The organism is Microbacterium sp. AZCO (genome assembly GCF_039614715.1).
Classification (GTDB): Bacteria; Actinomycetota; Actinomycetes; order Actinomycetales; family Microbacteriaceae; genus Microbacterium.
Genome location: NZ_CP154857.1, coordinates 417,264 through 443,512 on the forward strand (window position 1 = coordinate 417,264; position 26,249 = coordinate 443,512).

The 26,249-nt window shown below is 66.4% G+C and carries 22 protein-coding genes; 6 read left to right on the forward strand and 16 right to left on the reverse strand.

Annotated elements, in window-relative coordinates:
* Window positions 1-91: 91 nt before the first annotated feature.
* The 5 genes from AAIB33_RS01890 to AAIB33_RS01910 form a co-directional block, all read right to left on the reverse strand.
* Window positions 92-1,774, reverse strand: coding sequence for a serine hydrolase (locus AAIB33_RS01890; protein ID WP_345801879.1), 1,683 nt, complete (start codon window positions 1,772-1,774; stop codon window positions 92-94).
* A gap of 519 nt (window positions 1,775-2,293) precedes the next feature.
* Window positions 2,294-3,349 (reverse strand): glycosyltransferase family 1 protein, encoded by a 1,056-nt coding sequence (locus tag AAIB33_RS01895; RefSeq protein ID WP_345801880.1) that lies wholly within the window; start codon window positions 3,347-3,349, stop codon window positions 2,294-2,296.
* A gap of 67 nt (window positions 3,350-3,416) precedes the next feature.
* On the reverse strand, window positions 3,417-4,505 hold the full coding sequence (locus AAIB33_RS01900) for an acyltransferase (protein WP_345801881.1): 1,089 nt from the start codon (window positions 4,503-4,505) through the stop codon (window positions 3,417-3,419).
* A complete protein-coding gene (locus AAIB33_RS01905) occupies window positions 4,502-5,638 on the reverse strand; it encodes an NAD-dependent epimerase/dehydratase family protein (RefSeq protein ID WP_345801882.1) in 1,137 nt (378 codons plus the stop codon). The genes AAIB33_RS01900 and AAIB33_RS01905 overlap by 4 nt, the downstream gene beginning before the upstream one ends.
* Window positions 5,639-5,699: 61 nt before the next feature.
* A complete protein-coding gene (locus AAIB33_RS01910; RefSeq protein ID WP_345801883.1) occupies window positions 5,700-6,590 on the reverse strand; it encodes a glycosyltransferase in 891 nt (296 codons plus the stop codon).
* Between the two features lie 179 nt (window positions 6,591-6,769).
* Here AAIB33_RS01910 and glf point away from each other — a divergent pair, with 179 nt between their 5' ends.
* The gene (glf, locus tag AAIB33_RS01915) at window positions 6,770-7,906 is read left to right on the forward strand and encodes a UDP-galactopyranose mutase (protein ID WP_345801884.1); all 1,137 of its coding nucleotides are present in this window, start codon (window positions 6,770-6,772) and stop codon (window positions 7,904-7,906) included.
* A 6-nt stretch (window positions 7,907-7,912) separates the two neighbouring features.
* On the opposite strand, the gene AAIB33_RS01920 is transcribed toward glf, so the two are convergent.
* Window positions 7,913-9,814 (reverse strand): DUF4012 domain-containing protein, encoded by a 1,902-nt coding sequence (locus AAIB33_RS01920; RefSeq protein ID WP_345801885.1) that lies wholly within the window; start codon window positions 9,812-9,814, stop codon window positions 7,913-7,915.
* A 198-nt stretch (window positions 9,815-10,012) separates the two neighbouring features.
* Here AAIB33_RS01920 and AAIB33_RS01925 point away from each other — a divergent pair, with 198 nt between their 5' ends.
* From AAIB33_RS01925 to AAIB33_RS01935, 3 genes are all read left to right on the forward strand, one after another.
* A complete protein-coding gene (locus AAIB33_RS01925) occupies window positions 10,013-11,146 on the forward strand; it encodes a glycosyltransferase family 4 protein (protein ID WP_345801886.1) in 1,134 nt (377 codons plus the stop codon).
* 77 nt (window positions 11,147-11,223) lie between these two features.
* The gene (locus tag AAIB33_RS01930; protein ID WP_345801887.1) at window positions 11,224-12,480 is read left to right on the forward strand and encodes a hypothetical protein; all 1,257 of its coding nucleotides are present in this window, start codon (window positions 11,224-11,226) and stop codon (window positions 12,478-12,480) included.
* Window positions 12,481-12,563: 83 nt separating this feature from the next.
* Window positions 12,564-13,685, forward strand: a complete 1,122-nt coding sequence (locus AAIB33_RS01935; RefSeq protein ID WP_345801888.1) for an O-antigen ligase family protein — start codon at window positions 12,564-12,566, stop codon at window positions 13,683-13,685.
* On the opposite strand, the gene AAIB33_RS01940 is transcribed toward AAIB33_RS01935, so the two are convergent.
* Genes AAIB33_RS01940 through AAIB33_RS01980 form a run of 9 tightly spaced genes read right to left on the reverse strand, consistent with a single transcriptional unit; the run spans window position 13,622 to window position 23,590 of the window.
* Window positions 13,622-14,890, reverse strand: a complete 1,269-nt coding sequence (locus AAIB33_RS01940) for a hypothetical protein (RefSeq protein ID WP_345801889.1) — start codon at window positions 14,888-14,890, stop codon at window positions 13,622-13,624. The genes AAIB33_RS01935 and AAIB33_RS01940 overlap by 64 nt on opposite strands.
* Window positions 14,890-16,026, reverse strand: coding sequence for a UDP-N-acetylglucosamine 2-epimerase (non-hydrolyzing) (wecB, locus tag AAIB33_RS01945; protein ID WP_345801890.1), 1,137 nt, complete (start codon window positions 16,024-16,026; stop codon window positions 14,890-14,892). The genes AAIB33_RS01940 and wecB overlap by 1 nt, the downstream gene beginning before the upstream one ends.
* Entirely contained in the window at window positions 16,023-17,117 is a 1,095-nt protein-coding gene (locus AAIB33_RS01950; protein ID WP_345801891.1) for an NAD-dependent epimerase/dehydratase family protein, read from the reverse strand. The genes wecB and AAIB33_RS01950 overlap by 4 nt, the downstream gene beginning before the upstream one ends.
* Entirely contained in the window at window positions 17,114-18,160 is a 1,047-nt protein-coding gene (locus AAIB33_RS01955) for an SDR family NAD(P)-dependent oxidoreductase (RefSeq protein WP_345801892.1), read from the reverse strand. Before AAIB33_RS01955 ends, AAIB33_RS01950 begins: the two co-directional genes overlap by 4 nt.
* Complete coding sequence (locus AAIB33_RS01960; protein WP_345801893.1) at window positions 18,157-19,389, reverse strand: glycosyltransferase family 4 protein; 1,233 nt, start codon at window positions 19,387-19,389, stop codon at window positions 18,157-18,159. Before AAIB33_RS01960 ends, AAIB33_RS01955 begins: the two co-directional genes overlap by 4 nt.
* Complete coding sequence (locus AAIB33_RS01965; protein ID WP_345801894.1) at window positions 19,386-20,036, reverse strand: acetyltransferase; 651 nt, start codon at window positions 20,034-20,036, stop codon at window positions 19,386-19,388. Before AAIB33_RS01965 ends, AAIB33_RS01960 begins: the two co-directional genes overlap by 4 nt.
* Window positions 20,033-20,665: a sugar transferase gene (locus AAIB33_RS01970; RefSeq protein WP_345801895.1), complete on the reverse strand. Its 633-nt coding sequence runs from the start codon at window positions 20,663-20,665 to the stop codon at window positions 20,033-20,035. Before AAIB33_RS01970 ends, AAIB33_RS01965 begins: the two co-directional genes overlap by 4 nt.
* Entirely contained in the window at window positions 20,662-21,792 is a 1,131-nt protein-coding gene (locus AAIB33_RS01975) for an aminotransferase class I/II-fold pyridoxal phosphate-dependent enzyme (protein ID WP_345801896.1), read from the reverse strand. Before AAIB33_RS01975 ends, AAIB33_RS01970 begins: the two co-directional genes overlap by 4 nt.
* Window positions 21,785-23,590 carry a nucleoside-diphosphate sugar epimerase/dehydratase gene (locus AAIB33_RS01980; RefSeq protein WP_345801897.1) on the reverse strand — a complete coding sequence of 602 codons (1,806 nt, stop codon included), beginning with the start codon at window positions 23,588-23,590 and terminating at the stop codon, window positions 21,785-21,787. Before AAIB33_RS01980 ends, AAIB33_RS01975 begins: the two co-directional genes overlap by 8 nt.
* Window positions 23,591-23,686: 96 nt before the next feature.
* On the opposite strand from AAIB33_RS01980, the gene AAIB33_RS01985 reads away from it, so the two are divergent.
* Both AAIB33_RS01985 and AAIB33_RS01990 read left to right on the forward strand, forming a co-directional pair.
* Window positions 23,687-24,493: an ABC transporter permease gene (locus AAIB33_RS01985; RefSeq protein WP_345801898.1), complete on the forward strand. Its 807-nt coding sequence runs from the start codon at window positions 23,687-23,689 to the stop codon at window positions 24,491-24,493.
* Window positions 24,493-25,239, forward strand: coding sequence for an ABC transporter ATP-binding protein (locus AAIB33_RS01990; protein ID WP_345801899.1), 747 nt, complete (start codon window positions 24,493-24,495; stop codon window positions 25,237-25,239). Before AAIB33_RS01985 ends, AAIB33_RS01990 begins: the two co-directional genes overlap by 1 nt.
* Here the strand turns inward: AAIB33_RS01990 and AAIB33_RS01995 are convergent, their stop codons facing one another.
* On the reverse strand, window positions 25,240-26,205 hold the full coding sequence (locus AAIB33_RS01995; RefSeq protein WP_345801900.1) for a glycosyltransferase: 966 nt from the start codon (window positions 26,203-26,205) through the stop codon (window positions 25,240-25,242).
* Between the last annotated feature and the right edge of the window lie 44 nt (window positions 26,206-26,249).

A 26,249-nucleotide genomic window follows, 5' to 3' on the forward strand; every position in this document is an offset into this window, starting at 1 on the left:
CACCTCGATAAGGACGTTGCCCGGAATGACGCCGACCACCGGGCCAGCCGGCCCCGATCGCACATAGGTCGCGTATTTCGAGATCATCTGCTCAGGCGGGTAGGCGGCCGCAGCCCCGAAGGCACCGTTGTAGTGCGAGTAGACGGTTCGAGTGATCGCGCGCAGGGCGGCGACGTTGACGCCCCCTACGGCGACCATCGAGAGGGCGACGACCGAGCGGTCTCCGTACATGATCCCCGTGTCGGCCTGCAGCAGGCCTGAGGCGAGCCAGAGCGCCCCCGGCTTGGACTGCTGCGCAACGCCCCACGGAAATCCCCGACGCGAGCCGCGATCGCCAGATCTGCTTGCCCATGAGGCCGAGCAGAAGGTCGGAGTTGGCTCGTGACAGCAGAGACCCGTCACGCAGGCGCTGGACCATGCGGGTCAGGTCATCGGTCGTCGTCCGGTTCCCTGCGTAGAGGACGCTTCCCGTGGGCGTGACATTTCCGTACGCCGTCCCGGTGAATCCCGCGTCCTTGATCATCCCGTTGAGTCCAGGAACTCCGATCCAGTGGACGATGTCGTTCTGACACTCGTTGTCCGACGCGTGGATCATGACGGCCACGCAATCGATGAGGTACAGGCCTCCAGGGAGGAGCGTGTAGTACGAGGCGAGGCCCACGTCGACGTGTGCGAGCGCGGCCCACGCGGCGTAGAGCTTCATCATGCTCGCGGGCTCGACCGGCGTGCCCCCGTTGTAGCTGAAGGTCTCGCCTGCTCCGCTCAATTCGCGGACGCTCACGTAATACGTTCCGCCGTACTGCGCGGCGATGTTGCGGATGGCCTGGGCGAGCAGGGCGTCCCGTTTCGGCTTCTCGCCCGAGCACGACGCATTGGACTCCACAGGGGGTGCGAGCCACGAGGTGTCGCCCATGGCCACGATCTTCGCGCCCTGCGTGGCCACGTAGGCTGCTTCGGTGTCGGGCACGCACGCGTAGTAAGCGAATCCGAGCGGCTGCTTCGTGCTGCCCGAGGCCAGCGCTGCGACCACGATGTCGTTCATGACGGCAGCGTGCGCCACGACGAGGCGTTGAGCGGGCACGCTGCGGAGCCCGGCCGCCTGCATCGCCCTCTCCTGAGGTGTTCCGGCCCCGGACCGTCGCACGGCGAATCCTGCGGCGACGAGCGATTGCTCGTATGTCCCGGTCACCGTGCTCGTGGTGCCGATGATGATGACGTTCGGCGCTCCGACTCGCCGGATGGCGGCGATGGTCTCCGGCGTCGCGGTGCCGCTTACTCCGTCGACGAGAAGCGCTCCCGCCCCCGTTCCCGACGCCGTCGCGGCCGCGATCGGGATGTCGACGAGTGAGGCGGGCCCTCCGGCGTAGCCGCTTCCCGCTATGTAGACGGTGCTGACGTCTGTCGGGAGCATGGTCAGCGCGAGACGGGACGTCGCGAAATCGCTCCCCCCGTCAACCCTCCGGATGTCCGGAGCGATGCCTGCGAGCTGGCCGGCGACTGCATCCGAGACCGTGGCCGGCGATCCGACGATCACGATCGTGCTGGGTGCAAGGCGGCGGACCTCTGTCGCAACCGCCGGGGGAAGAGCGTTGGACGGCACGGTGAGCACGGGGGCTTGAAGAGCACCGGCGAGGCCGGCAGCCGTGTTGGCATCCCAGAAGGTGGTTCCGGAGGCGATCAGGACGACTCGGGATCCACCTGGGTAGGCGGCGCGCGAGACGGCGACCGCTTGATCGTAGGGATTGGAATCCGCGAAACGCGTCGCCGTCGGCATCGTCGGCGCGATGGGCGACGCAGGAAGGACTGGGCGAGTCGGGTCGACGACGGGACCACTCGGTGCCGCGAGGGCGGAGCGGCTCGAGTCGGTGGTCCCGTCGGGAACAGGCACGGGCGGGGTGGGAGTGAGGGTGGGATCGGGGGCGGGTGAGGGAGCTCCACCTGCCGTCGGTGACGGTGTGGGAGCACTCGGCGACGGTGGGGGAGCTGTCGGCGTCGTCGGATCGACGGTCGGCGTCGGGCTCGGCGTGGCGTTCGGGGGAGTCGACGCGGCGCTTGCCGGGGTCGGCACCGCGGGATCGGCAGCCGATGCTGGCGCTGGTGCCGCTGCAAGTCCGCCGACGAGTACTACGGCGGAGATCGCACCGAAGGACGCGATGACCCTCCACCTCGAGAGCCGTCGACCGCCGTGTACGCGTGATCCCGGAACGATGGCTCGACGGTACCGCAGGCGCCGGGTGCGCTGCATCCCTTCATTGCCGGTGAGCGCGGTGAAGGCGTCAGTCCGGAATGAAGCTCAGCGCTGCCTCGGGCCCTGTTCGAGGGCCCTGCCGAAGGACATCAAGGTCTCCCGGGCGGTCCGCTCCCAGGAGAACAGCGCAGCTCTCGCGTACCCGCGCGCAGTGAGGTCCGCGAGCAGATCGGGCTGGGTGGCAGCCGTGACCATGGCCGCTGCGATGGACCGGAGGTCGTTCGGGTCGATGAACAGAGCGACGTCCCCTACCACCTCCCGGTACACGGGGATGTCGCTGATCATGACGGGCAGTCCCGCCATCATCGCCTCGAGGGCGGGGAGTGAGAAGCCGTCGGCGAAGGATGGCATCGCGAGGACGGTCGCCGTCGAGTACAGCTCCCTCATCTCGTCGTCGTCGACCCACGAGCGGAGCTCGACCCAGTCCTGCATCCCGGTCTCCTCGACGACGGCAACGAGGGGATCATCGCCGTGGCTGCCCGTGACGACGACGCGCGGGCGGTGCGCCTCGTCCACGAGCGGGAGCGCCCGGATGAGCGACGGCCAGTTCTTGTGCGGCCGACGGTTTCCTGTCGCCAGCACCATCGGTCCGTTCTCGCCTGCTCGGGTGCGATCGGCCCCCGGCACGGAGGTGCCGGCGAGCGGCACGAGATCGATGCGCTGTTCCGGGACGCGCAGGTACTTCACGATGGCCTGCCGCGATTCCTCGCTGATCGTCAGGATTCGTGTGGCGTTCCGGCTCGTCAGACGCTCGATCAGCTTGACCGGCTCTGTGTACAGCGGCGTCGACATGTACTCCGGGTGGCTCCAGTAGAGCATGTCGTGCATCGAGATGACGGCGGGCATCCGCGTGCGAGCCGGCCCGAGAGTCATGGGGGAATGAAGCAGGTCCGCGCCTGCTTTCGCTGCCGCGCGGCCGCATGTCAGCTCGCCCCAGGCCCAGGTGAAGCGGTTCTCGCCACTGATCCCGGACGGGATGCCTTCCCCGGGGAACCATGAGCGGTCGAGGTCCCAGCCCTCGCGGCTGAAGTAGCCGATGTATTCGTGTTCGGGCGCGAGCTGGCCGAGCTGCCGATACAGTTCCCGGGCGTACGTCTCCATGCCTCCCTTCTTTCCCGTGAGTGAGAGGAGGTCGACGAAGATGCGTGCCATATGCCTTGGTTCTCGATCAGACGGAGGGTGCGCGGACGGGGGCACCTGTGCGGGCTCCGCCGCGCACCCGGCGCATGGCCGGTCGCTCGACGGCGAACCAGCTGCCCACAGCGAGCACGGATGTGCCGATGATCGTGAGCAGGATGTAGACGGGCATTCCCCATGCCAGCCCGCCGAAGAGGACAGTCAGTTGCTGGACGGGCCATGCGTAGATGTAGAACCCGTACGAGACGTCGTTGCGGGCGATCCACCGCGGCTGGCGGACGAGCGTCGCGAGGAAGAGCAGACCGTACGCCATGAACGGCGACGCCGCCTGCCCGCCCCAGCCCGGAACGAAGACGATGATCAGCCCAGCGAGAATGATCGATGCGATCCCGATCCATCGGTTCATTCCCCACCGGTCCACGACGAAGTAGACCACGGTTCCTCCGAGGAAGAACGGGAGGAGCTTGAACAGCAGGGTGAAGTTGAGGTCGAGACCGAGCCGCGTCGCCAGACCGATGTTCACCCAGACCGCAACGCTTCCGAGGAAGAGGATCACAGCCGGGACGAGCGACTTGCGGAACACGGCCCATGCGCCGAGCACCCACACGGTCAGGTAGCAGATGAACTCGAAGTAGAGCGTCCACAGCGAACCGTTCCACGCGTTGGGGTACGGCACGGTGTCGAGGGTGCGTCCGATGTCGTAGCTCGTGACCTCGAGGCCGAGATTCCCCCATACATACTGTGCGGGCGTCACCGGAGTGGTGAGGTAGCCCGCGAGCGAGCCGTACTCGACGAGCATGGAGATGGGGCCGAACACCGCCGCCGTGAGGACGAGGCAGACAAGGAACGCCGGGTAGATGCGCGCGACCCGGTGCAGCAGGTACTCGCCGGCTTTCGTGCGGATGCGGCTGCGTGTGATCAAGAAGCCGCTGATGACGAAGAAGCCCGCCACGGCCCACCCGCCGAGGTTCTCGCCGTGCAGCATGGGGCCCACGCCCCTGCCGGCGATGTACCAGCTGTGTGCGAAGAGGACGAGTGCGGCCAGGAACAGCCGGAAGAGGTTGAGGCTGTTCTCACGGTACGGGTAGGGCGTGCCGCGCAGCGCGGTCGTCAGACTCATTTGAGCAGATTCCTCGACGCCATCTCGTCGAGCGAGCGCTGATAGGTGTCGCCTTCGACGGGCTCCGTGAGCACCCACTCGACGAAGCGTGTGACCCCCTCGCGGAATGTCACCGACGGCTCGTAGCCCAGCACGGTGCGCAGACGCGTCGTGTCGGCGACGTTGTGGCGGATGTCACCGAGCCGGTAGTTGCCCGAGACCTTCGTGGGAACCTCGCTGCCGAAGGCGGCGAAGAGGGCGGCCACGACCTCTTCAACCGTGGTCGCCACGCCAGAGCCGACGTTGAAGACGCCGCCCGCGGCATCCACCATCGTCGCCGCCCGGAACGTGGCCTCGACGACGTCGTCGATGTACACGAAGTCGCGCGACTCGAGGCCGTCTTCGAAGATGTTGATCTCTTTGCCCTGGCGGATGAGGGTCGAGAAGATCGAGAGGATGCCGGTGTACGGGTTCTTGAGCGACTGTCCGGGGCCGTACACGTTCTGGTAGCGCAGCGATACGGGTTCGATGCCGATCGTCGGCGCCACCGTCATGATCAGCGACTCCTGCATCTGCTTCGTGATGCCGTACACGCTGGACGGATGGAGCTTCGCGTCCTCGTCGGTGGGGACGATCTCGATCGGGCCTTCGCCGGGCATGTGCACCTCGAAGTCGCCCGTCGCCATGTCCGCATCGGCGCGATGCGGCGGATAGACAAGCCGACCGTCCTCCGTGCGGTACGCGCCCTCGCCGTAGATCGATCGCGACGAGGCGATGACCAGCCGCCGCACAGTGTGCGGCTCGTTCGCGAGGAGGTCGAGGAGCTTGGCGGTGCCGCCCACGTTCGCCTCGACATAGCGATCGATCTCGTACATCGACTGGCCGGTGCCCGTCTCCGCCGCCAGGTGAACGACGACGGTGGCGCCTTCGAGCGCCCGGGCCAGGTCCTGAGTGGAGGTCACCGTGCCGCGAAGGACCGTCGCAACGCCGTCGAGCGAACGCAGCAAGGGAGACGTCGTCTCTGGGTCGTCGCCGTGCACCTGGGGGATGAGGGAGTCGAGCACTGTGACGCTGTGCCCTGCCTGCACGAACCGCTTCGCAAGCCGGGTGCCGATGAAGCCGGCGCCTCCGGTGATCAGGACGTGTTCGGGCATGCAGGTACTCCAGGGATGTCAGCGGTGGCGCCCCCGGACCTCGGCAACGGAATCGGCCAGGTCAGACGGCGAAGATGTGGGCCAGCGTCGATTCTATCCCGGGCTTCGTCCCGTGCCTGAGGACACCCGGGAGCTCCGTGACCGCGTGCAGTCGCGACATGGTCCGGAAGCGCGCCGTCCGCGCCGTCCGACGCCACCCCTGGGCCGACGCGAGTCGGCGTGCCTCGGCGTAGTAGCGGCGTTCGTCGCGGAAGCGGCGACCGTCGAGGAGGGTCTTCTGCGAGGCGCTGCCGCCGTGTCGTCGGTACGAGAAGGCGAGTGTGGGGTTGTAGGCGAGGGCGCCGCCCTCGAAGGCGACGTCCATCAGGAGCGCGAGATCCTGGATGATCGGGAGGCCCTCGCGGAAATCGATCCGTCGCAGCGTCTGCGTGCGGAAGGTGAGTGACGGCCAGTAGAGCCAGTCACCGCGGATGAGACTCGTCGCCATGGCCTCACCGCGCAGCACGGCGATCCCCGATCCGCCTCGCGGGGCGAGCAGCCCCTGCTTGACGCGATCGACCAGGGGCTGCACGACGACGCCGTGCTCGTCGATGACCTGCACACCGGGCTGGATGACGTCGGCATCGGGGACGGAGGCGATCGTCCGCTCGATCACATCGACATAATCCGGATGCAGGAGGTCGTCGCATCCGAGGATCGTGATGTACTCCTCGGTCGCCCGACGGATCGCCTCGCGGTAGTTCTCGGTGATACCGAGGTTGACCTCGTTGCGCACGTACGAGATGCGCTCGTCCTCGAGGCCCTGGAAGTACGCGGGCACGGATTCGTCGGGGTAGCAGTCGTCGATGACGGTGAGGCGCCAGTCGGGGTTGCGCTGGGCGCGCACGGAATCGATCGTCAGGTACAGCAGCGCGGGGTCGCCCCAGAACGGAACGAAGATCTCGAGAGTCATGGCAATCGAGAATCCTACGAGACGTGCCTGAGAGCCCAGGTGTCCGTCAGGGTCCCCTTCGCGGTGAACGCAGCACTCGAATGAGGCACGGACGTGGCCGCGATTAGACTCGGCGGGGCGGAGATTCCCTCTGCCCCGCCGTGTTCGTGCGGTGCTGCTGCTGTGTGAAGGCTTCCGCTATGGATCTCCTCGTCGTCGGCTCCGGCTTCTTCGGCCTCACGATCGCGGAGCGCGCCGCGGCATCCGGTCGGAAAGTGACCGTGATCGATCGCCGCCCGCACATCGGGGGCAATGCGTACAGCGAGGACGAGCCCGAGACGGGCATCGAGGTGCACAAGTACGGCGCTCACCTCTTCCACACGTCGAATCCGGGCGTCTGGGAGTACGTGAACCGCTTCACGACCTTCACCGATTACGTGCATCGCGTCTATACGAACCACAAGGGAGTGGTGTTCCCGCTCCCGATCAACCTGGGCACGATCAACCAGTTCTTCCGAGCCGCGTACTCGCCCGCGCAAGCCCGCGCGCTGGTGCACGAGCAGGCCGGCGAATTCGACGCGAAGGATGCCGCAAATCTCGAGGAGAAGGGGATCGCCCTCATCGGGCGCCCGCTCTACGAGGCCTTCATCCGCGACTACACGGGCAAACAGTGGCAGACCGACCCGAAAGAGCTTCCGGCCGAGGTGATCAGCCGCCTTCCCGTTCGCTACACCTACGACAATCGCTACTTCAATGACACGTGGGAGGGCCTTCCGACCGACGGCTACACCGCCTGGCTCGAGCGGATGGCCGATCACCCGAAAATCGAGGTGAAACTCGACACGGACTTCTTCGACGAGTCGCAGCCGCTCAACAAGAAGGCCACCGTCGGTCAGCTGCCGATCGTCTACACAGGTCCTGTCGATCGCTATTTCGACTACACGGAGGGCGCGCTGTCGTGGCGGACGATCGACCTCGAGCAGGAAGTGCTGCCCGTCGGGGACTTCCAGGGGACCTCGGTGATGAACTATGCGGACGCCGACGTGCCTTACACGCGCATCCATGAGTTCCGCCATTTCCATCCGGAGCGAGCCGATCGATACCCGGCGGACAAGACGGTCATCATGCGTGAGTTCTCACGCTTCGCCGAGCGGGGGGACGAACCGTACTACCCCGTGAACACGCCCCAGGACCGGGACGGTCTGCTGGCCTATCGGGAGCTCGGGAAGGGGGAGAAGGACGTGCTCTTCGGCGGACGCCTCGGCACCTACCAGTATCTCGACATGCACATGGCGATCGGCTCGGCGCTCTCGATGTGGAACAACCAGCTGGCGTGAGCCGGCTTACTGCGCGCCGACGACCGTCGAGCAGTCGAGTGTGCCTTCAGCGTGAACCGTCGGCGTGACGCCGGGCGTCACGATCGTCTCGAGAGTTCGTCCCTCGGCGCCGGTCGTCTCGACGTCGATCGTCACGACACTCGTCGCGCCCGGCGGGATCGGGAACCGAAGCAGCTGCACGGGGTGGCCGTCGTCATTGTAGGAATCGACGGTGATGGGAGTGCCATCGACGCTCGCCGAGAGGACACGTCCGTTCGTCGGGGCGTAGGCGTAGATCATGAGTCGCTCGACACCGGGCGCGAGCTTCTCAGGTTTGTATTGTCCGAGGATCGATGGACTCAACCCCTTGGCCGCGTCCGCCGGGAGTGTGTTCATGAGTGACAGCTTCAGGCGATGGACGAGATTGCCGTCCGACCCGCACTGCGCGGTCGATGTCTCCAGCGCCGACGTGAGGTAGAAGCTGAGCTTCGAGCCGACGTTGTCGTTGAGGTATAGGCCGACACGATCCGTCGTCGCATCGCTGTCAGGAATTCCGCCGTCCGCGCCCACCGCTGTCAAAGCAGTGGCGATCGTCGGATCGGCGCTCCAGTAGAAGAGGCGTCGCTCGTTGAGGCCCTGCAGGGTCGCGTTGAGAAGCTGCACCGGGTCGAAGCCTCCCGTGCTGAGCTTTGAGAAAACCGCCGCGAGCGCGGCGCCGTACACCGCATCCTGCGCCAGATTGTCGCGTTCGACGTTCCCGCTGTTGTACGTCTGCAACACCGTGTTCAGCAGAGTCGCGGTGACATTCCCAGGGCCGATGACCGTGCCGTCCGGGAGCGGGACATCGCCCGTCGCTCGCATCAGGTAGGAAAGCATGACCGCGTCAACGGAGATCACGCCGTTCGGCTGCCATCCATACTCCCTGGCCCAGTTGCCCATCACGATCTCGGCTGCACTCGCGAAGCTGGGCCGGCTCGTGGCGTTGGCGATGAACCTTCCGAACACGAGCGGGGCGAATTCCTCGAAGCCCGCCGGGGCCGGGATGACGCTCTTTTCGTCGTTGAGGAAGTTGCCACCGCCCGCGGGAATGACGCGATCTAGTGTGATCCGACCGGAGTCGAGGGTCACCTCCGCGAAGAACAGCGCCGTGCCACCGAGAGAACGGGCTTCTGCATTGTTCTGGAACATCACGACATAGTGCTGTGATCCGTTGGCGCCGAGGATCGTCGGGACGATCGGAACAACCTGGTCAGCGAGCTCCAGCGGGCTCACCAGCTTCGCCAAGGCCGACTGAAGGAGTGCCTTACCGCCCGAGAGTTGGCTCAGAGTGCCGGAGGTTTCGATCGCCTCGATTCTCGTGGTGGCGTCCTGCACGGAAACGAGCGCCGTGTGGACCGCAGGAGCGAGATCGACGAACGGAGTGACCGAGATCGCCCCGTCCTTCAAGAGCGAGGCGGGATCGAGCCCTTGCGTCGCGTCGACGAGGGGCGTGAGGCCGATCAGCAGATCATCGGTCGCCTCGGTGAGTTCGCGCGCGGCGACCAGGTTGACGCCGAGAAGGGGAAGGTGCTCCGCGATATTCCACAAAGGATCGTTCGCAGCTTCGACCGCTGCGGCCGTGTGTTCCTTGGCGTCCGAGAAGAGCGTTCGCGCGCCCGCCAGATCCATCGAGCCGACGAGAGCCGGAACTTGAGTTGCACCCTGTTGAGCGGCTGTGAGCTCGTCGCGCACCGTGAGTACTTTCGAAGCCAGCCACGCACCGGCACCCGAAATGATCGCAAGGGGGATCAGGATTCCGAGTACCCAGGCCGTGACGACGACGCCGCGCCGGCGACGAGGATGCGCCTTGAAGCGAGGTTGCCCCTCCGCATGGCGGGCATGCCGGCCATGTCTGCCGGTGGGTCCGGCGGGCGAGGGTGAGGCGGCCACGGTTCTCTCTGTGGACTACATGTGGTGGGGGTTGCCCGCGCCGACGACGTGCGGGGCTTAGGAGATGCTATCTGCGGCAAGCTGGGCGGACGGTGTGACGCGCGTCGTGGCGGACCAGAGCTGCTCGACTATTCTGCTGAGGTGCGGGTGCTAATCGTCACGAGCGTGTTCGCGGGGCCCGAAAGGTCGCCGTGGCTCATGGACGATCTCGCGAGCGAGCTCGTGCGGCAGGGGCACGAGGTGGATGTCGTCGTCGCGGATGCGACGCACCCCGGGCCACGGGGTTTCCGCGACGGCAGCCCGGACGGGCTTCGGGTGTTCAGTGTCGGACCGGAAGGAGTGCGACCGGGAGCGGCGTTCAAGCTCCTTGCCTATTTGGCGATGGGGTGGCGTCTGCACACGCACGCGCCTCGGGCGCTGCGGAAACAGTACGACCTCGGCGTCTATACCTCCATCGCGTCGTTCACATGGGGCCTGCCTGCACGTCTGCGTCGTTCGGGTCGCATCCGACGGCTGATGCTCGTGCTGTGGGACTTCTTCCCGGTCCATCAGCTGGAGATCGGCCGGATCCGCGCCGGCTGGGCAGCGGCTCCCATGAAGGCGATCGAGAAGAGTGCGATCGTCGATGCCGATGTGGTGGCCCTCATGTCCGATGCCAATGTCCGCTTCTTCCGCAGCTACTTCGGCCTCGGGAGCGAGACCATCGTGCTTCCTCCGTGGTCCTCCTCGGGATCGATCGACGACGCTCCCGGGCGCTGGAGGGCCAGCACGCTTCGCGTCCTCTGGGGCGGCCAGATCGCGCGGGGTCGTGGCCTGGACGTGCTTCTCGACGCGGCTCGCATTCTCGAGGCTGACCCAGCCACCCGTGAGTCGGTCGAGATCCTCATCGCCGGCGACGGTCCGGAACGCGAACGGATGCAGAATGCCGCGCGGGATCTCGGAATCGTGCGATTTCTGGGCGCGCTCCCGAGAGACGATTTCCGGCGCCTTCTCGCCTCGGCGCACCTGGGAATGGCCATCACCGTGGAAGGCGTCTCGGTGCCGACCTTCCCCTCCAAGATCGTGGAGTACAGCGGAGCAGGTCTTCCGTCGCTCGTCTGCATTGAATCCGCATCAGATGTGCGAGACCTCGTCATGTCGCGGGGAATCGGTCTCGTCGCGCCCGCCGACGACCCAGAGGCGATCGCTACGCAGATCCGGGCGGCGTACGCCGAACTGCGGCAGAACGAACTGGAGAGGCGCAGTACCGCCGCGCGGGCCTTTTGGGCCGACGAATTGTCGGTGGAGCACGCTGCACGCACGATTTCCACAGCACCGGGGGCCACCGTATGAAACTCTGGTGGCGGTCTGTGTGGACGACGACGCCCGTTCATCCGCGACGGGGGCGGGAAGCCTGGCGGTATGGCGTTGTGCCCATCGCGATCGTGCTTGCGTGGTGGGTTATCGGCCTATTCTTCTACCTCGCGGGCTGGCCGGTCCCCTATCGGCGCGTGAACGCCGGCCTCGTGGCCGCTCTCGTCTCTGCCAGTGCTGTTCTGGCAGGGTGTGCCTACCTTGTGGTTTCGCGCCGCGCTCCGGCGGGTGTCATCCCGAACCGGTCCCGGCGTGCTCCCGTCATCGTGGTCGTGGGTATCTTCGCTAGCGTCCTCCTCCTCTTTCCATGGGCGGAGACGTATTCGGCTTTCCACGCATGGGAGCTCCTGGGTGCCCTTCAGGACCAAGGTCGCGCGTTTCTCGGATCAAGCGAACGCATCGATCAAGGTAGCGGTAGCCGATTGCTCGTGATCGCGGCGCAGGTCCTCGCGGCTCCGGCGACGATGGCCGTCATCCCGTTCACTGCACTTGCGTGGTTCGAGCGTCGCGCACACGGCGTCTATCTGCTCGCCGGGCTCTCGGTGCAGGCGGCGATGAGTATTCTCGTCGGCCGGGACACCTATGTCGTCAGCGCGGGAATCCTCTGCGCAGCAGGGTGGTATGTGGCGAGGGTTCGCAGAGCAAGCATGCCCGGGTGGCGCGCCGTCCTGATCATCGCGGCCGGAACAGTCTTGTTCTTGGTCGTATTCGGCGCGCGGAAGCTGTCTCGCGGAGTCCGAGAGCAGCTTTGCCTTCCCGGTGCGGATCGGTGCGTTACCGATGGTCCACCCACCCTGTGGGACTCGGTGGCCGCCAGCTTCGTCACGTACTCGAGTCAATCCATGGAAGGGCTCGGGCGGGCGTTCCTCGGGAACTGGGCGTTCGGTGGTGGCTACCGACACTCACAGGCGCTCGGGGGGATCGTAAAGACGCTCATGGGCGGAGGGGGCCCGGATGTCATAACCGACCAGCTCACCGCGCACGACTGGTCAGACACTGCCTACTGGAGTACCGGGTTCGCGTGGATCGCCAACGATGTTCCGTGGATTCTCGTTCCCGTGTTCGTTGCGATCGCCGCGGCGTTCGTCGCGCTCGCGTGGCGACGGGTCGTGAGGTGGGGTGATTGGCTGTCGGCGTCCGTCTTCGGGTACGGATGGTTCGCCCTCTTTTTCCTCGCCCAGAATCTGACCCTCGCAACGAGCGGGCCGCTCTACGTCGGATACATCGTCCTGGCGGTGCTCTTCCTCGCGCGCGAAGTCCGTCTCGTGCTTCGTCGGGTCGCGCGGCGAGCACCGACCCCGGCTGCGAAGTGACACGGGTGTCGCACCTTCACCCGTGGACCCTGACGTGGCGAATCGGCCTCGTCGTCATCGTTTCGCTGACGAGCCTCGGCGGGATGGCGGTGCTTCTCGGCCTTCCGCAGCTTGCCTGGCAGGGCCTGCTTTTCGCCGCGGCGTGTGTGCTCGCCGCGGGTGCCGTCGTTCTCACCGTCCGGCGCGGACGGTTCTGGGAGTTGATGAGGGATCGGCTGACCTGGATCGTCGGAGTCTTCGTCGTCCTCGCGGGCTTGAGTGGAGCGCTGAGTCGACACGTGCCCAACGCGCTCGCGCAGGTTGCTGTCCTCGCGCTCATGATGTGCGTTCTCGTGTTCGGCACCGGGATCCGCCGTCGAGAGGAACTCGTCGTCGACCTTGCCTTCATCGTCGGAACTCTCGCGGCGTTCAGCATCGCGGCGGCCCTCCTGGGACTCCTGGTGCCGCCGGTCGGCATTGGGCCCTACGGCCGACTCGTGGGGACATTCTCGAACGCGAATTACTTGGGCATGGTGTCGGCCTTCGCGATCGTCGGGTCCGCGACGATCGCATGGCTGGGCGCTCGGTCGATGCGCGCGGGGTGGGCCGCGATCGCGCTCCTAGTGGTGCCCAGCTTGGTGTGGAGCGGCTCACGAGGCGCAATGATCGCCGCAGCTGTCGGCCTCGCCGTGGTCTTCGTCCTCGCGCGGTGGTGGTGGGTGCTTGTCGCCGAGGGAGTACTCGCCGCCGCGGCGCTGGCGGTCGCACTCCTGACGCCAACCTTCGCTGAACGGCTCGCCGGTTCGGATTTCACCTCTGGCCGCTGGGCGCTCTACGGGGAAGCTCTCGAGCTGTGGGCACAGTCGCCGCTGGTCGGCATCGGCTACCGCACGTTGGAGCTGACGGCGGACACACGGGGCTTCTCGGCGCACAACCTACCGCTCGCCGTGCTGGTGGAGACCGGCATCTTGGGGTTCCTCGCTTTCGCGGCGCTCATCGCGATGATCTTCTGGCGAGGCGGGATTGGCCCCTGGCTGGGGCTCGCGATTACGGTTCTTGTAATCGAGCAGACTGAGTCAAGCATGCTCGGTTGGGCGGGTCCGACCGCATTCGCGTTCTGGTTCGCGCTGTTCGTCCACGGGGCGAATCGCGGGCGAAGGGCTCAGACTACGCCGGCCCGAATCCCGCGGGAGCGACGCAAGACGACTGACGCCGCGACGGAGTAGGCGACCGTCAGGAGCATCGATAGCGCGGCGGTGCCAGCTGCTCCCCATCCCGACGCGATCCAGACACCGGCCGCGAGCCAGGGGACGATGACGGTCGCGTTCAGGATGAATGAGGTTCCCTCGAGCTCGCAGAGCAGCATGAGCTGGTTCACCTGCCCGGCGGCCACGGAGGCGACCGCGCCGACGATCAGGAACCGGAGCGGGACGGCCGCCCCGGCCAGATCTGCGCCGAAGAGCAGCCGCACGACGGGTTCCGCCGCGATGAGGAGCACGGCGGCGGGGATCGCCACGAGGCCTACCGCTTGCAGAGCCGACGATCGAGCGAGTCTGTTGAGATCGCCGATGCGACCCGCGAAAAAGTCACGGGCGAACCGGGGCGCAAGGTAGGAGACCTGCACGCTCGGCACGAGCGTGAGGAAGTTCGCGACACGGGCGGCGATGGTGAACAGCGTGACCTGCTGGAGAAGGCCAAGAGAACTCAGTACGAAGACGGGCGCCCAGGCGGCGACGTACACGAGCAGCGCAGAGAGCATCATGGCTGAGAGCGGCCGAACGTTCTCGCGGAGGAAGCGTCCGAATGTAACAGGATCCTCTCGCGGCCGGCCGCTGTCGTGCACGCGAGACGACCTCACGGCGAGGGGCACCGACCACGCTGCAGCAAAGATCGAAGAGAGCGCGAAGGCACCGATCGCCAGCTCAACGCTGGCCGACCCGGCGAGCCACGCCGCTGCGAGCAAGATCGTCGACATCGCGGGCACGAAGCCGAGCTCCGCCAAGATGCCCGCCACCATGCGATGGGTGCTGCGGAGGACGGCCCCCGCAACCACCGACAGGGCGAGTCCCGGCACGGCGGCAGCGACGCCCACGACGCCGATCCACCCCATACCGCCGCCCGAAGACACGATCACGCCGCCCATGACGACGACGGCACCCACCGCGCTTGCGAGCAGGACGACCAGCCACGCCGCGCGCATCGTCGAGTGGTGATCGCCAGACCCGCTCAGAAGCTTCACCGCAAGGGTGTCGACGCCGAACCGCGCAAATGTCGCCACCACGGTCACGCTGGTGAAGACGACGAAGAACACCCCCGCCCCGGCCGGAGGGAGCACGCGCGCGACCACGACGGTCAGCAGGAAACTCGCGCCGATCGAGGCGATGCGGGCGATGAGAGCGTGGACGGTGCGTGGAGGGACCGCGCGGACCATCACCGTCGTCGGAGCGCGTTGCGCTCGTGGTGGCTGAGCGCCGTCGAGCGGATGAAGTTCACGACCCGGCGAGAGGTGTCGGAGATTTCGTACTCGACGGGCGTCGCGGCCGCACCTTCCGCATGGAACTGTTGCACTGCCGCCTCGACGCCCTCCAAGACGCGAGCGGGCTCGACACCCGTCGTGATCGTGACTCCCGTGTCAATCGCTTCCGGGCGCTCGATCGCCTCGCGCAGTGAGACCGCGGGGAACCCGAGGATCGACGATTCCTCGCTGATGGTGCCGCTGTCGGAAAGCACGGCACGTGCCTCGATCTGCAGCTTGACGTAGTCATGGAAGCCGAACGGGGGATGGAAGACGAGACCTTCGGCCGCGCTCTCGCCGCGAGCCTCGAGGCGCGCCCGCGTCCGCGGGTGAGTCGACACGAGCGTCGGCATGCCGGTCTGCCGGGTGAGTTCTTCGAGGGACTCGACGAGCGCCGCCAGTCGCGCAGGGTCGTCGACGTTCTCCTCGCGATGCGCACTCACGAGGTGGAACGCGCCGCGCGTGAGACCCTGCCGCTCGAGCACATCGCTCGCGGCGATCTCGGCCGCATCGGCGTCGAGCACCTCGCGCATGGGCGATCCCGTCACGATGATGCGCGAGGGGTGCAGTCCCTCGGCGAGAAGATTGCGCCGAGCATGCTCGGTGTAGGCGAGGTTGTAGTCCGATACGTGATCCACCAGGCGGCGGTTCGTCTCCTCGGGGACATTGAAGTCAAAACTCCGGTTGCCGGCCTCCATGTGGTACACCGGGATCCGCATGCGCTTGGCCATGACAGCTGCGATGCAGCTGTTGGTGTCACCGAGCACGAGCACGGCATCTGGGCGCTCTTCGCGCAGGACGCGTTCGACTCCGACCAGCACTGATCCGAGTGTCGATCCCAGCGACGACGTGTCCGCGCCCAAGAAGTGGTCGGGGGCACGCAGTCCGAGGTCTTCGAAGAAGACCTCATTGAGCGAGTAGTCGTAGTTCTGACCGGTGTGCACCAGTACATGTCGGGTCTCCGCGTCGAGCCTGCGGATCGTCGCGGAGAGTCGGATGATCTCGGGACGGGTCCCGACGACGGTGACGACTTTCAGGAGCGGGGAGCTCATACGGCCTCCGGAATGGTGTCGGGTCGGGACGGATCGAAGATGTCGTTCGTCCAGAAGCAGGTATAGAGGATGTCGGAGCTCGTGTTCGTGATCCGATGGGACCACATCGTGGGCATGTCGACGGCGACGGGTGAGTCTCCGTCGACCGGGATGCGTACGATCGCGTCGTCGAAGAGTCGGCGCAGTTCGATGAGTCCCCTGCCCGCGATGACGATGAAGCGCTCGATCTTGCGTCGGTGGTAGTGGTCGCCTCGGGTGATGCCGGGTTCCGTGGTCGAGAACGACGTCTGACCCGGTCCGCCCTGCGCGCGCACGATCTCGAAAAAGGATCCGCGTGCGTCGGCGCGGCGCGTGAGCGGGATGGCGGGGCGCCGATCGACGAGGTATGAGCGATAGGTGTTGAACAGGTCGCGCTCGAACGTGGTCGACACGTCGGGTATCTCGCCGCGCTCGTAGGACTCGGCGATTCCCCGGAGGCGTGTCAGAAGCCCCGAGACCGACTCGCGTGCGGCGAGCTTGTCCAGTGCGCCGGGACTGGCTGCGCCGATAAGCAGATCGGCAGCATCCTGAGCGTGCAGCAGCGTCAGCTCGCGGTCGACGGCGATCTCCGGCTCCTGACCGTTCGCCAGCAGATGGCAGAAGGTCGCCGTGACGGCGTTGTAGAAGGGACGTCCGTGCTCGCCGAAGAGATTCGGCAGGCGCACTTCTTCGAAGTCGCCGCCGACGTGGCCAGCAGCCGCGCTGAGGCTCGCGCTCGCCCTCGCCTTCGCGTCCCCGTAGAGACCGCCCGTATCCGACTGTGTCGATCCAGCGAACACGACCCGCGTCGGCGGAGCGTCGGCCGCCTCTATCGCGGCCGACAGCTGGTTCGCGAAGAGTGCGTTCCCGTGCACGATCTCATCTTCCGTGCCGCGATTCACCCCGGCGAGATGGATGACCAGATCCGCGCCCGAGACCGCCTGGACAGCCTGCCCGAGATCGAAACCGTCTCCGACGGCGAGCGACGTGACATGGTCGCCCCGCTCATGCAACGCGGCGCGGGTGTGCCAGCCGAGGAAGCCGCCTCCACCGGTCAGGACGGTTCGCGTCACGCCGCCGTCCCCTGGCGGATGCCGGCGGCCGCGAGCTCGGCCCGCACTTCGGGAAGGCCGAGCAGCATCTGCTTGACCTCGTCGAGGCTCATCCGGTCGACCGTGTGCGAGTCGTAGTCGGCGTATTCGTTTTGGTGAGGATCGCCGTCCTCGAAGTAGATACCGTAGTTGAGGTCCCGGTTGTCAGCGCGGATCCGGAAGTAGTCGCCCATGTCGCTCGCTCGTGCGAGCTCCTCCCGAGTAGCGAGGGCCTCCGAGCGCTTCTCCGCATGACGCGTGCCGATGACCGTGACGCGGGCATCGGATTCGAACAGCTCGATGACCGCCTGAGCGAGGTCACCGATCGTGCACGCGGGAGCCTTGCGGATGAAGAGGTCTCCCTGATTGGCGTTGGTGAACGCGAACTCGACCAGGTCGACGGATTGCGCGAGCGACATCATGAACCGGGTCATCCCGACATCCGTCACCGTCAGATCGCGGCCCGCCTTGAGCTGCCCGATGAAGAGGGGGATCACCGATCCCCGCGAGTACATGACGTTGCCGTATCTCACGGCTGACACGATGGTCGTCGCGTGCGGATTGTTGAGGCCGTGGGACTGCGCCACTTTCTCGGACAGGGCCTTGCTCATGCCCATGGCGTTGACCGGATAGACGGCTTTGTCGGTCGACAGGCAGACGACGGATGCCACGCCCGCGGCGTCTGCCGCGCGCACGACATTCTCGGTGCCGAGCACATTGGTGCGGACGGCCTCCAAGGGGAAGAACTCGCAGGAGGGAACCTGCTTCAGAGCCGCAGCGTGGAACACGTAGTCGATGTCCTTCATCGCCCGCTCGACGCTCTGGAGGTCGCGGATGTCGCCGACGTAGAAGCGGGCGCGCGAATCACGGAGGTCGTGCCGCATGCGATCCTGCTTCTCCTCGTCACGGCTCAGGATCCGTACCTCAGCGGCGCCCTCTGCCAGGAGTTTGCGGGCGACTGTCTGGCCGAACGAGCCCGTGCCGCCCGTTACCAGGATCTGCTTGTCGGAATACTTGTCGCTCAAGGTCTGCCCTTCGAAGTGCTTGTTCTCGCGGCTGTGACGAGCGCATCCTCGATGGTGTCGATGCCCGCGCGCATAGACATGGCGCTCGTATAGAAGTCGTGTGCATTGGTCCGCATGCGCAGATAGGCCTCGCGGGGCAGCGTTGCGGCCCGCCGGAGAGCTTCGGCGAGCGAGTCCGGATCGCTCGGCCGGGCCGCGAACCCCGCTCCCGAATCGCGGACCAGGTCCGACACATCGCCGCCGACGGCCGTGATGACCGGAACCCCGCGAGAAAGCGAGCTGGGAAGCTTCGACGGTATTGTCGCGGCGAACACGGGCGAATCCTTCAGCGTCACCAGCTGGTAGTCGGATCGCCGGTAGACCGCCGCCATCTCCTCGCGCGAGACACGAGGAAGCAAGCGGATGTTGCGAGCAGACGAATCCCGAAGCGTGCTCTGGAGCTTCTCCTGCTGCGTACCCGACCCGATGACCTCGATCTCTAGTCCGGGGACGTCAGTGACGCGCTCCGCCGCGCGCACGATCGTCTCGAGATCCTGCATGATTCCGAGGTTGCCGGCGAAGATGACGCGAGTGCCGTCGTTCGCTGCCCCTGGGAAATCGTTCGCTGTCCCTGGGCCCGGCTCGTCCGGTGCCCAGTTGAACACCACCCGGATGCGATCCTCAGGCACACCGCGGTCGACCAGGATCCGCGCCATGCGGGGACCGATCGCCAGGGTCACCGCGGCGTCCCGGTAGATCCCCCGCAGCCATGGCCGCAGCGTCGCCGAAGCCGCCATGCCGACGGGGCGAGGCAGAAGGCCGGATTCGGTGATCGACTCCGGCCACAGGTCCTGAACATGCAGGACGAAGGGCACGCCGCGTCGACGTGCCCACCGCGCGGGCCCGATGGCCGCGGTCATTTGAGGGGCGTAGACGTAGACGGCGTCGACGTCGCGGATGCGCGCAGTCTCGGCGGCGGAGGCGCGACCGAAGCTCACATAGTTCCCGATGCGCCCGAGCGGATCGCCAGGCCGGCTGAGTCGCAGGGGGAGTCGAAGAACGGGGATGCCGGCATGAACCTCTTCCCGTCGCTCGTTGCGGTAACCCTCGTGAAGTATGCCGCCGGGATAGTCGGGAACGCCGGTGACCACAGTGACGTCGTGGCCCCGTGCCACGAGGCCCTGCGCCACCGAAGCCGGGATCGGAACCGGCTCGGGCGGATAGTACTGGCTGACGATCGCGATCTTCATCGCGCCGGAACGCCCTTCACGATCGCATCGGCCGGAACGTCTCGCACGACACAGGCGGCAGCACCGACAACGGACCGCGGACCGATTCGCAGCCCCTGGAGTACGACAGCACCCGCACCGACGAGCGACTGCTCACCGACTTCGACCTCGCCCGACACCACCGCACCGGGATTGACGGAGACGAAGTCCTCGAGTCTGGAGTCGTGCCCGATGGTCGCATTCGGATTGACGTGCGCGTGCGACCCGAGGTGCACATTCGTCGAGATCTGCGCGCCGGCGCAGACGATCGTTCCTGGTGCGACCGTGGTGAGGCTGCCGATCGTCGCCGATGGATGCACGGCCACCGCGGCGGTGTGTCCAGCCGCGTCGAACCGAGCGGCGATGGCGAAGCGCGCACGGGGCGAGCCGACACCGACGAGATAGGCCACGGGGCGGTCGGTCGAAAGCCATTCCGCTTCCGTCCCGAGGTAGGGAACATTCCGCGCCGTGAGACGCTCGAGATGGACTGGGCTCGGTGCGCTGTCGATGACTCCCAGCACACGGAACGCTGCTGTCTCGTCGACTTCGTTGATCGCTTCGACGACATCGAGCGTCTCACGGCCGAATCCGCCGATTCCGACGATGACGAGATCCTGCGAGGCCGTCACGCGGGTCCACCCTCGCTTCCGAGGAATTCAGGCGAAGTGGCATGGCCGTCTGCCGAGATGCCTTCCCGGACGAGCACCGTGCGCGCCGTCCGCGCGAGAATCCACGCGTCGAGCCGAAGCGACCGCTTGTCGACGTACTCGACATCGGCCGCGAGCCGGTCGTCCCATGCCACGTTGTTGCGACCCGAGACCTGTGCGAGACCGGTGATGCCGGGACGTACCTCGTGCCTGCGTGCCTGCTGAGCGGAGTATCGCGGAAGGTACTCGAGCAGCAGCGGACGCGGCCCGACGATGCTCATATCCCCGCGAATGACATTGACCAGAGACGGAAGCTCGTCGAGGCTCGTCGCCCGCAGAAGCCGTCCGACAGCGGTGAGCCGGTCCGCGTCGGAATCCGAGCCTTCCGATTCGGTCGCAGGACGCATGGAACGGAACTTGAGGAGCGTGAATCGATGCCCGCCCTGGCCCGCGCGTGCCTGGCGGAAGAGCACGGGGCGGCCGAGATCGTTGAGCACGAGCATTGCGGACACGAGCATCAGAGGCGACGTGATGATCAAGAGGAGGATCGCCGACAGCACGTCCAGTACCCGCTTGAGGAGGTCGTACGGCCGCGCGTTCTGACTGATCACGCGCGCGCCCCGAGGAAGCCGGAGATTGCATCGATCGTGCGATCGATCTGCTCCAGCCCGAGGGCCGAGCCGCTCGGGAGCGTGATGCCAGTGCGGAAAAGGTGCTCTGCCGTTCCGTCGACGAGCGAGCGCGCCTCCGCGAAGACCGGCTGCAGGTGCATCGGCTTCCAGAGCGGGCGAGACTCGATCGCGAGGCCGCGCAGGTGCTCGCCGAGCTCCGCCGCGGACCAGCCGGCCACGGATTCGTCCACGGTGATCGAAGTGAGCCAGCAGTTGTCTGCCTCGTCATTGCGCCCGCCGAAGATCTCGACGCCGGGGACGGTTGCGAACAGCTCCCGGTATCGCGCACGAAGCGCGCGCCGGCGCGCGATCATGTCGTCGAGCCTGCGCAGCTGGGCGCGTCCGAGGGCCGCGAGCAGATTGCTCATGCGGTAGTTGTAGCCGATGTCGACGTGCTCGTAGTGAACAGCGGGCTGGCGCGCCTGCGTCGCGAGGTAGCGCGCCCGCCGAGCCAGCTCGGCGTCGTCGGTCAGCAGCATCCCGCCCCCCGACGTCGTCATGATCTTGTTCCCGTTGAAGGAGAGCACCGACGCATCGCCGAAGGATCCGGCAGGCTGTCCCTGGTGATACGCGCCGAAGGCCTCGGCCGCGTCGGACAGGACCGGGACGCCGTCGGCGAGGGGAAGCAGAGCCGTGTAATCGGCTGCCTTGCCGAGGAGGTCGACCGGCACAAGAGCCGCCGCGCGCCGTCCCTCCCGAGCGAGCTGAACCAGCGCTTCGGCGAGGAGTGCGGGGCTGATGTTGCCCGTCTCCGCGTCGGAGTCGATGAAAAACGGCTCTGCTCCGGCGTACACGATCGCGTTGGCCGTCGCCGCAAATGTCATGCTCGCCGTGATGACGATGTCGCCCGGCTTGACTCCGAGTCCGAGCAGTCCCAGATGCAGCGCTGCCGTCCCAGAGCTGAGCGCCACGGCGTGCTCCGTGCCCACGCGGGCGGCGATCTCCGACTCGAAGGCGTCGACGTCGGGTCCGAGCGGAGCGATCCACCCCGATCGGAGTGCGTCGAGGAGAAAGGCTTCCTCGAGCTCGCCCACGTCGGGGGCGGACATATAGATCTGGTCAGGCATTCTGGGCACCGTCGTGGGTTTGGAGCAGGCGAGGCTCGTCGTGCGCGGGCGTGACCTCGGCCAGCCACGAAGTGGCGTCGAGGGTGCGAGGTTCGATGGGTGGCACGGCGGTGTGCGAGATCTTCGGGTGGATAGGGCGGCGATCCTGCTCCCCGAGGCCGACGAGCTCTTCGTGCAGCTTCTCGCCCTCCCGGAGTCCGGTGAAGACGATCGCGATGTCGCGACCCGACATGTCGATCATGCGCTGAGCGATGTCGAGGATGCGGACCGGGCTGCCCATGTCGAGGATGAGCACCTCGCCGCCGGTGCCGATGGCGCCCGCCTGGAGCACGAGGTGACACGCCTCCGGAATCGTCATGAAGTAGCGGGTGACATCGGGGTGCGTCACAGTGAGCGGACCACCCGACTCGATGAGACGCGTGAAGACGGGAAGCATTGAGCCGCGGCTTCCGATGACGTTGCCGAAGCGCACAGAGAGGTACCGGCGGCCGCTGTTCCTCGCCGCCCACGCGGTCAGTCGCTCGGCTGTCCGCTTCGAATGCCCGAGGACGCTCGTCGGATTCGCGGCTTTGTCGGTCGAGATGTTCACAAAGCACTCGACGTCGACTTCGAGCGCGGCATCCAGCACATTCTGCGTGCCGAGGACGTTCGTCTTCCACGCTTCGAGCGGATATCGCTGCAGCGTGGGGAGGTGCTTGAGGGCAGCCGCGTGGAACACGACCTCCGGCCTGCGCTCGCGGAAGAGCTCGCGAAGGGTCTCGCGGTCGCGGATACTGGCGATCACGACGTCATCCGTGTCGAGAAGTCCGTTGCCGAAAGTGCCGAGCTGGGCCTCTTGAAGACCGGTCTCGTCGCGGTCCAGCATGATGAGCTCGGCGGGGCCGAGCTTCGCGATCTGACGGCACAGCTCCGCGCCGATCGACCCGCCGGCACCCGTGACCAGGACGCGCTTGCCATGGATGTACCGCGCGCTGTCTTCGACGGCCATATCGACCGCTTGTCGCCCGATGAGGTCTTCGATCGAGATGTTCCGAAGGTCCTGCAGACGCGACTGCCCCTCGAGAATCGCGTCGAGCGACGGAAAGACCTTCACCTGCACGCCTGCCGCACTCGCGCGGTCAGTGACGTCGCGCAGGAATTCGCCGTCGACCCTCCCGATCGCGACGACGAGCACGGTCGCGCCCGTCTTCTCGGCGACCCGGCCGATGTCTTCTCTCGTTCCGAGCACCTTCAAGCCGTCGATCCACACCCGCTTGCGCGAGGGGGAGTCGTCGAGGAGACCGACGGGATAGTACGCGGACTCGCGGTCCGTCATCATGCGTCGTACGAGAGTCGAACCGAGGTAGCCGGCGCCGAGAATCAGCGTGCGCTCACCGGTCGCGGCGGGGCGCATGCGGCGCTCTTCGATCACGCGGACGACGTATCGCGCGGCGGCCATGATGATGAGGGCGAAGGGAGTGGCGAAGAGGAAGGTGCTGCGGGGGACGCCGATCGAGACGCCCAGGATCGTGACAGGGATGCCGATGACGATGCCGGTGATCGCGACCGTCCCGAAGAGCGGCACGGCCTCGGCGAAGGTGCCCGTGCGGTGGCGCCCCGAATAGAGGTTGAGCAGGCTGCCGACACCGAGCTGCACGGCGACAGTCGCCGTGAGCGTCAGGAAAAAGAGGAGCCAGCGCACGCTGTCGAGGTCGAAGTCGTAGCGAGCGACGACGACGCTGGTCAGTGCGATGCACCAGGCCCCAGCGTCGGTGAGCATCGCGTGTGCGCGCCTCGACGTGCGAGCATCGAAGTTCACATCAACACCATAACTGAACCCCTTGACAACGTGTGGTCAGTCCGTCATGAAGTGTGGAAAGCGCTTCACTCCTCGTGCCGACCATAGGATCTTCAGGTGACCACCGCAGCCGTCGGCGCTCCCGGATCGCCCCGGCGCTATCTCCACTCGCTGTGGCTGCTGTCGGCACGCGATCTGCGCGTCCGGTATGCCACCAGCGCGCTGGGCTACCTGTGGTCGGTGCTCGACCCGCTCGTCATGAGCGCCATCTACTGGTTCGTCTTCACACAGGTCTTCCATCGCACGGTCGGGCACGAGCCGTACATCGTCTTCCTCATCACGGCGCTCCTGCCCTGGGTGTGGTTCAACTCGTCCGTCTCGGACTTCACGAAGGCCTTCAGCAAGGACGCCCGGCTCGTCCGCTCGACCGCCATCCCGCGCTCGATCTGGATCAATCGCATCGTGCTGACGAAGGGCGTCGAGTTTCTCTGCTCCCTGCCCGTGATCGTGCTCTTCGTCGTGATCTCGGAGTTCTCGGACAGACCCGCGCACCTCAACTGGGGCCTGTTGTGGCTGCCGGTCGCCGTCATCCTGCAGGCCGTCCTGCTCGTCGGCCTGGGATTGATCGTCGCGCCGCTGTGCGTCATGTACACCGATCTCGAGCGGACGACGCGTCTCATTCTGCGCGCGCTGTTCTACGCATCCCCTGTCATCTACGGCGTGGAGGACCTTCCGGGCGTGTTCGAGACCCTCGCCGCGTTCAACCCGCTCTCCGGAATCTTCGCCCTCTACCGCGTCGGCTTCTTCCCCGAGGAGTGGGACCCATGGGTGATCGGCGTGGGCGCCGTCCTCTGCTTCGCGATTCTGGGACTCGGGCTCTGGGTGTTCACGCGCCTCGAGCGTCCGATCCTGAAGGAACTGTGATGACGGCATCCACTCATGCGATCGAAGTGACGGACCTGGGTGTCCGCTTCCGCCGCAATCGCCGGGGTCGTCGCAGTTTCAAAGACCTCTTCGCCGGTTCAGAACGCCGTGCTCGCCCGGGCGAGTTCTGGGCGCTGCGCGATGTGTCGTTCACCGTCGCGCCGGGAGAGTCGATCGGCGTCGTCGGGCGCAACGGGCAGGGAAAGTCGACACTGTTGAAGCTCGTCGCCGGTGTCCTCCTCTCCGACGAGGGGAGCGTGCGGGTGAACGGCGGCGTCGCACCGCTCATCGAGATCACCGGCGGCTTCGTCGGCGACCTGACAGTCCGCGAGAACGTCTTCCTCACTGCTGGACTGCACGGGATGCCTCGTTCCCATGTCGCGAGCAAGTTCGACGAGATCCTCGACTTCGCCGAGATCGGCGACTTCGTCGACACGCCCTACAAGCACCTCTCCAACGGCATGAAGGTGCGTCTGGCGTTCTCCGTCGTGTCGCAGCTCGACGAGCCAGTCCTGCTCGTCGACGAAGTCCTCGCCGTGGGCGACAAAGCCTTCCGCGAGAAGTGCTACAAGCGCATCGACGAGCTGCTCGCCGACGGGCGGACACTCTTCTTCGTCAGCCACAGCGAGCGCGATCTGCGCCGCTTCTGCAAGCGCGGGCTTTACCTCGACAAGGGTCGACTGGTGATGGATGCCCCGATCGAGGATGTCCTCGACCGATACAACGCGGACTACCCGGTCGGCTGACTACTTCGCCGTGACAAGCGGCGGCATCACCGTGAACGACCGGTCCCGCGCAATCTTGCCGCCGTCCCGCAGGCCGCGGAACAGGTTCGACGTGCCGCGGACCTTGCGCTCGACGAACACGAGCCGGATGAGCTCCTTGCCGAAGGTCAGCGAGGTTCCCAGCGCGAAGGGCACGCGGCGGTAGACGCCGAGCGATCGGTAGTACTGCTTGATGATCGCGCGGTTGCGCATGATGTAGTACCGGTAGGCGTCGCTCGAGGCGTTCATGTGGCGGATGCCCATGTCCCACTGCTTGATCTCGCGCGTACGGCGCAGCACGAACTCGTCGACGATGACCGACGTCGTCTTGCGCGAGGCGAGCCAGCCGTAGAGCTGGTCGTCCCAGTAGATGAAGAAGCGGGGGTCGGGAAGACCGATCTGCGTGACGATGTCGCGGTGGATGAACATGCCCTCGAAGCATCCCGAGTTCATCTCCTTGTAGCCGGACTCGTCGAATCCGGAGGGAGCGAAGGGGATCGGGATGCCGAGGGGCTCGGCCACGCGGTACTGCCAGTAGAACTCGCTGCCGTCGTAGTCGTAGCGGCGGCCCTGGATGCTCTTGAAGCGCGGGGCCCACTTGCCCATCTTCGCGAGGCCGTCGGGGATGACCTCGACGTCGTCGTCCATGAGCCACATCCACGTCGAGCCGAGCTCGTACGCGACGCGCATGCCCTCGCTGAAGCCGCCGGAGCCGCCCGTGTTGGTGTCGAGGCGGTGGTAGACGAGCTTCGTGCCGATGCGGTCGCGGAACGACTCGATCACCTCGGCGGTGTCGTCGACGGAGGCGTTGTCGACGATGACGAGATGGCCGGGCTTCGGGTCCATCTTCACGATCGACTCGAGGAGCCGGGTCAGCAGGCCGGAGCGGTTGTAGGTGACGACGGCGATCGTCGCGGAGGCGGGGTCGAACGGTGTGGTCGTCGTCATCACAGGGCTGTCGGAAGCGAGAGGCATGGCCCGTGAATCCTACC